Here is a 286-nt window from a genome sequence, read left to right as displayed (position 1 = left end):
ATGCACCTGATTGCCACGCATTCGCTGATAACGAACCCAGATATCGGCCTGGATGTGTTCCAGCATGTGGCCAAGATGGATGGAGCCGTTGGCATAGGGGAGGGCGCAGGTTACCAGCATTCTACGAGGATCAGTTGCCATAATACGTTCTTGATGTGCCTGTTGGGATGATACAGTGCCGAGCATGTTACCCGAATTGGGGGCGGCCTGCCTAGGGTTGTGGCCCCCGGGGCCTTGGCTGACAGGAACAGCAAGGCGTCGGCAAGCCACTGATTTGTGTGCGGTA

At 56.6% G+C, this 286-nt stretch carries 1 protein-coding gene; it reads right to left on the bottom strand.

The annotated features are described in order from the left end of the window. The coding region (locus B4920_RS26080; RefSeq protein WP_139379664.1) for a class I tRNA ligase family protein at positions 1-141 on the bottom strand (141 nt) is incomplete at its 3' end. Positions 142-286: the final 145 nt, after the last annotated feature.

The sequence above is a fragment of the Zoogloea sp. LCSB751 genome (genome assembly GCF_002028455.1).
Classification (GTDB): domain Bacteria; phylum Pseudomonadota; class Gammaproteobacteria; order Burkholderiales; family Rhodocyclaceae; genus Zoogloea.
Note: the sequence above shows the minus strand (reverse complement) of the source record. Positions and strands in the feature narration are given on the sequence as shown.